Annotated in this window: 6 protein-coding genes; 2 read left to right on the top strand and 4 right to left on the bottom strand. The window is 69.3% G+C overall.

Translation table 11 applies throughout. From position 1 onward, the window contains the following. Positions 1-118: 118 nt before the first annotated feature. Together prfB and ACWDU1_RS28620 are read right to left on the bottom strand one after the other, a co-directional pair. The gene (gene prfB, locus ACWDU1_RS28625; RefSeq protein WP_450003194.1) at positions 119-1,240 is read right to left on the bottom strand and encodes a peptide chain release factor 2; all 1,122 of its coding nucleotides are present in this window, start codon (positions 1,238-1,240) and stop codon (positions 119-121) included. Between the two features lie 76 nt (positions 1,241-1,316). Then, positions 1,317-2,171 carry a helix-turn-helix domain-containing protein gene (locus tag ACWDU1_RS28620; protein ID WP_450003192.1) on the bottom strand — a complete coding sequence of 285 codons (855 nt, stop codon included), beginning with the start codon at positions 2,169-2,171 and terminating at the stop codon, positions 1,317-1,319. Positions 2,172-2,312: 141 nt separating this feature from the next. Between ACWDU1_RS28620 and ACWDU1_RS28615 the strand changes: the two genes are divergently transcribed. Both ACWDU1_RS28615 and hisN read left to right on the top strand, forming a co-directional pair. Continuing rightward, a complete protein-coding gene (locus ACWDU1_RS28615) occupies positions 2,313-2,903 on the top strand; it encodes an NADPH-dependent FMN reductase (RefSeq protein ID WP_450003190.1) in 591 nt (196 codons plus the stop codon). Positions 2,904-2,973: 70 nt separating this feature from the next. Then, positions 2,974-3,759, top strand: coding sequence for a histidinol-phosphatase (hisN, locus tag ACWDU1_RS28610; protein WP_450003188.1), 786 nt, complete (start codon positions 2,974-2,976; stop codon positions 3,757-3,759). Positions 3,760-3,846: 87 nt separating this feature from the next. On the opposite strand, the gene ACWDU1_RS28605 is transcribed toward hisN, so the two are convergent. Further along, entirely contained in the window at positions 3,847-4,395 is a 549-nt protein-coding gene (locus ACWDU1_RS28605; protein WP_450003186.1) for a DinB family protein, read from the bottom strand. Between the two features lie 212 nt (positions 4,396-4,607). Next, positions 4,608-5,582: an SMP-30/gluconolactonase/LRE family protein gene (locus tag ACWDU1_RS28600; RefSeq protein ID WP_450003185.1), complete on the bottom strand. Its 975-nt coding sequence runs from the start codon at positions 5,580-5,582 to the stop codon at positions 4,608-4,610. Between the last annotated feature and the right edge of the window lie 124 nt (positions 5,583-5,706).

Genomic DNA, 5,706 nt, shown 5'->3' with positions numbered 1-5,706 from the left:
ATCCGTGGACAACGAGGGCAGCGCCACGATCAGCGTCCGGGTCCCCTCCGAATACATGGGACAACCTGCTCTTCCACTCGCGCCGGATGGCCTGCCGCGCTCCGGATCCCGGGCGCCGCTAGCTCTCCTGCAGAACTGTACTCATCCGCCAGCGGATTCCGGACTCGATGAAACCGTCGATATCGCCGTCGAGCACCGCCGAGGGATTGTTGACCTCGTAGTTGGTGCGCAGATCCTTGACCATCTGATACGGGTGCAGGACGTAGGAGCGCATCTGGTTGCCCCAGGAGGCGCCCTCGTTGGTTTTGAGCGCGTCCATCTGGGCGCGCTCTTCCTGGCGTTTGCGCTCCAGCAGTTTGGCCTGCAGCACCCGCATGGCCGACACCTTGTTCTGCAGCTGCGACTTCTCGTTCTGGCAGGTCACCACGATGCCGGTCGGGATATGGGTGATCCGCACCGCCGAGTCGGTGGTGTTGACGCTCTGCCCGCCCGGACCCGAGGACCGGTAGACATCGACCCGGATATCGGTCTCCGCGATATCGATGTGGTCGGTGGTTTCCACCACCGGCAGCACCTCGACCTCGGCGAACGAGGTCTGGCGGCGGCCCTGGTTGTCGAACGGGCTGATCCGCACCAGCCGGTGCGTACCCATCTCCACCGACAGGGTGCCGTAGGCGTAAGGGGTTTTCACGGCGAAGGTGGCGCTCTTGATCCCGGCCTCTTCGGCGTAGGAGGTGTCGTAGACCTCGACCGAGTACTTGTGCCGGTCGGCCCAGCGGATGTACATGCGCATCAGCATCTCGGCCCAGTCGGCGGCGTCCACCCCGCCCGCGCCGGAGCGGATGTTCACCAGGGCGTCGCGCTTGTCGTATTCACCCGAGAGCAAGGTGCGGACCTCGAGGGCCTCCACGTCGGTGTGCAGATCCGCGCGTTCGGCGTCGGCGTCGGCGAGGGCCCCGGTCCTCGCTTCGCCCTCTTCTTCCTCGGCCAGCTCGTAGAGCACCGGAAGATCCTCGAGGCGCTGGCGTAACTCCTCGACGCGGCGCAGTTCACCCTGCGCGTGAGAGAGTTCGCTGGTGACCTTCTGCGCGTGGTCCTGATCGTTCCAGAGCTCGGGGTCGGCGGCCTGGTGCTCCAGCTCGTCGATACGACGGCGTAGCTCCTCGATATCGAGGACCGATTCGACGGTCTTGAGGGTCGCGTCGAGTTCGGCGAGGTCGGCGGTTACGTCTGGATGCACGGTGTTCAAGGCTACTAGGACCGTCCGGCACGGTGAAACGGTATGTCCGCCTATCGCCGGGCGGTGCCCCGCCGGCCTAGCCTGCGACGGCGCGCAGGTTGCCGGGCCGGTGACCGGTCAGCCGGTCCAGCGCTTCGGCCGTCGCCGGGTCGGCGGGCAGGTGGACGATCAGCCGCTGATCGTCGTCGGCGGAGAGATCGAGGGTCTCGAAGGCCAGTCGCAGCGGCCCGGCCGCCGGATGCGCCATCCGGGTCACGCCGGTGGCCGCGGGCAGATTGGGCACGGTGGCGACGCGGTCGGTGAACGCGGCGCCCGCGGTGACGGTGAGCTGGTCGGCCAGCTCGGCGATCTCGGGGTCGGCACGGAAGGGGCCCTGTTTGAGGGTGGCCACCAGCTGGTCGGCCTGGTGATCCCAGTCCGGGTAGATCTCCCGGGCCCGCGGGTCGGTGAAGGCGAAATGGGCCAGGTTGGCGAAATGCTCGCCGTCGAGCGCCCCGGTCGGCTCCATCAGCCGCCGGTAGCCGCCGGTGCAGGCCAGGACCCGAGTGAGCCGGTCGACGACGACCGCCGCCGCGGGTTCGAGTTGTTCGAGCAGGGCCCGCACGGCCGCCCGGATCTCGGGGTCGGGCCGGTTCCGGCCCATACAGTTGAAACCGGTATCGGCCTTGGTCAGGCGGTAGAGGTGGACCCGTTCGGCCGACGTGAGTGCCAGGGCGTCGGCCAGCGCGGCGAGGACCTGCGGGGAGGGATTGCGGTCGCGGCCCTGTTCGAGGCGGGTGATGTATTCGACGCTGACGCCCGCCAGCGTGGCCAGCTCCGACCGGCGCAGGCCCGGCGCCCGGCGACGCGGGCCGGTGGGCAGGCCCACCCGAGCCGGAGGCACCGCGTCGCGTCGGCTGCGCAGGAACAGCCCCATCTCGTTCTCGCTCACGATCCCACGGTACGGCGCGGAGGCCGGCTCAGGGTGGCCGTGGCAGTACCACTCTCGGCACGGTCTCCCCGGGAGATGCCCGCCCCGGCAGATTCGAGCGGGAGCGGCGGTCACCGGGACCGCCCGGCGAAGGAGTAGAGCATGTCCAGTACGCCACTGCGGCTCGCGGTGATCATCGGCAGCGTCCGGGAGGGCCGTTTCGGGCCGGTCGTCGCGTCGTGGATCGCCGCGCAGGCCGCCCGGCACGCCCGATTCGAGATCGATGTGATCGATCTGGCCGAAGCCGAGATCACGCTGGCGCTGCCCGCTGTACCTCCGGCCCTGGAACCGGATCCGCGGCGGCCCGCGGGGATGGCCGACCTGACCGGCCGGCTCGCGGCCGCCGATGCGTTCGTCATCGTGACCCCTGATTACAACCGCAGTTTTCCGGCGTCGCTGAAGGCCGTGATCGACTGGCATTTCACCCAGTGGCAGGGCAAGGCGATCGCGTTCGTCGGCTACAGCGGGGCAAGCGGCGGTCTGCTCGCCATCGAACAACTGCGTCAGGTCTTCAACGAACTCGACGCGCATACGGTGCGCGAGTATGTGTCCTTCCCCCGGTACTACCTGTTGTTCGGGGCGGACGGGCAGCTGCTCGCACCCGAGGAGCCCGTGGCCGCGGCCCGGGTCATGCTGGATCGGTTGCACTGGTGGACGGAGGCACTGGTCGCGGCCCGCGCGCTCGCGGCCTGAGTGCACCGGCCGGCCGGGGGCGGCGGCACGGCGTGCACCCGGGCCCGGCCCGACTCGATAGTGTTCGGGGGTGGCTGCTCACTCCTCCGACCTCGAACTCGCGCTACGCCTGGCCGACGAGGCGGACGCGATCACCCGGGAACGGTTCGGCGCACTCGATCTGAAGGTCGACGCCAAACCCGACCTCACCCCGGTCTCCGACGCCGACCTCGCAGTGGAGGAGGCGATCCGGCGGATGCTGCGGCACGGGCGCCCCGAGGATTCGGTGCTGGGGGAGGAGTTCGGTGGTACCGCCGAGTTCAGCGGTCGGCAGTGGGTCGTGGACCCCATCGACGGCACCAAGAATTTCGTACGCGGCGTGCCGGTGTGGGCCTCGCTCATCGCGTTGCTCGAGGAGGGTGTCCCGGTGGTCGGGGTGGTGAGCGCGCCGGCGCTGGCCCGCCGGTGGTGGGCCGCCGCCGGACAGGGCGCGTGGTCGAGTTTCCATCCCGGTGCGCCGCAACCGCTCTCGGTATCGGCGGTCGGCGATCTGGGTTCGGCGAGCCTGGCGTTCTCCAGCCTGTCGGGCTGGCGCGACCGGGGGCTGCGGGAGAAGTTCATCGATCTCACCGACGAGGTCTGGCGCGTTCGCGGTTACGGCGATTTCCTCAACTACTGCCTGGTGGCGGAGGGCGCGGTGGATATCGCGACCGAACCGGAGGTCTCGCTGTGGGATCTGGCCGCACTCGACATCCTGGTCCGGGAGGCCGGCGGCACTTTCACCGCACTGGACGGTCGCCCGGGGCCGCACGGCGGTGACGCCGTGGCGACCAACGGCCTGCTCCAGCGACAGGTCCTGGACCGCCTCGGCGAGTGACCGGGGTATGCGAGGTCCCGCGCCGGTGTGACGCGGGACCTCGGGGACGGCTTCGGCACGGCCACCGTCCGGTGACGGCAGCCGATCTCAGCCCATGGTCTTCTGGCCGTCGATGGCCTCACGGAGAATATCGGCGTGGCCGGCGTGCTGGGAGGTCTCGGCGATGATGTGCAGCAGTGCCCGGCGGGCCGACCACCGGCCCTCCTGGAACCAGGGCGCCTTGGGCAGCGGCCACGTCGAATCCAGATCCAGCGTCGCGATCAGATCGTCGGTACGCCGCGCCACCTCGTCGTAGGCCGCCAGCACGCCGGCGACGGTCTCGCCGGGCAGCAACCGGAACTCGTGCTCACGGTCCGCGAAATCCTCCGCGGTCAGATCGTCGAAATCCTTCATCGCCGAGGTGCCGTCCACGATGAAGTCCACCCAGCCGCGTTCGACGGCGGTGACGTGCTTGATCAGCCCGCCGACGCACAGCTCGCTCGGCGTGGGCCGCGCACCGGCCTGTTCGTCGCTGAGACCTTGCGCGGTGAACCGCAGGAAGAAGCGGGCCTGGCCGAGCTGGGCCAGGATATCGGCGCGTTCGCCGGAGAGGGTGTTGTTGTCGGCGGTTCCGGTGAGGGTGGAGGTGTCGGCCATGGTCTTCGCCTTCCGTGGAGGACTGGGGGCTGGTTCCGTCTTCTGAAAACCACGGTATGACCCATAGCGGTCACTTTTTGTCCTCAATAAGCGTCGGATCGGAAGAACTTTCGGCCGGTTCCGGACAGGAGCGTCACGGCCCATCCCGCCGTCCGCACGGCCCGGTCCCGTCTCGCGGCCGGGCGAGACGGGACCGTGACCGCCGATACGGGTCAGCGATGGGTGGGGTCCGCGGGGGTCAGGTCGATATCGGCGGGTGGGCGGAGTCGCCGCAGGGCGCCGTCCATACCGGTGACGTAGAGCGACCACCCGTCGCCGTCGCGGGCGATACGCACCGAGGTGGTGCCGTCGGGCGGTACCCGCACCGGGGCGGACGCTTTGAGCAGTCCGGTGACCACCGCGCAGCCCTGCCCGGTGGCGGGATCGACCCGGTAGATCGCGCCCACGCCGTGGTCGGCGACGAAGAGGTCCCCGGCGGCGGTGGCCTCCATATCGTCGGGCACCACGAGGAGTCCGGGTACCCCGGCGACGATCGTTGCCGCGGCCGGGGCGTCCAGCGGAATGCGGAAGATCTGCAGCGTGATGCTGCTCGCGTAGATCGACCGCCCGTCCGGGGCCAGCGCCAGCCCGTTGGGTAGGGGGACCGGGGACCAGGTGCGGGTGAACTCCCCGGTCGAGGGCCGGTATCGGGAGATTCCGGCGGGAGTGTCGCGTATGCCGATATTGCTGAACAGCAGGTCGCCGTCGGGGAGCAGGAGCAGGCCGTTCGGGCCGTTGAGCCCGGTGAGCAGGACGGTGACCTCCCCGGTGTCCAGGTCGTAGCGCTGCAGGGTGCCCGGCGGGTCGGTGATGTCGTCGCCGGTGAGGAAGTACACCGACCGGCCGGCCACGCGGACGCCCGCCGGAGAATCGAGTCCGGTGACGAGCTTCTCGAACCGGCCGTCCGCGGAGACATGGGCCAGGTAACCGTCGACGAGGCCGGTGACGAAGAAACCGCCCGCGCCGTCGGAGTCCAGATTCTCCAGATTGCCGACGCCTTCGACGAGGGTGTCCATCCGCCACCCCTGATCGCACATCGTCGGGAATGCCCTGGCTTCGGGTGCGGGAACAGCGGCGACCCCCAACGCGACCAGCGCCGCGGCGAATACCGCCGAGCGGCCCATATTTCGCTTCTTTACCGATGTCATGAGTGGAAATCTAGAGCACCGCAGCGGATCACACCGGGTTCCGGCGTTCGGTGTGGTACCCGGCAATAGGGGTGGTTGTCCACATGTGGACAACCACCCGGTATCCACTGACGGCCGCCTGCGG

It is taken from the genome of Nocardia sp. NPDC003345, from assembly GCF_053589395.1.
This window is presented reverse-complemented; position numbering and strand designations above follow the sequence as displayed.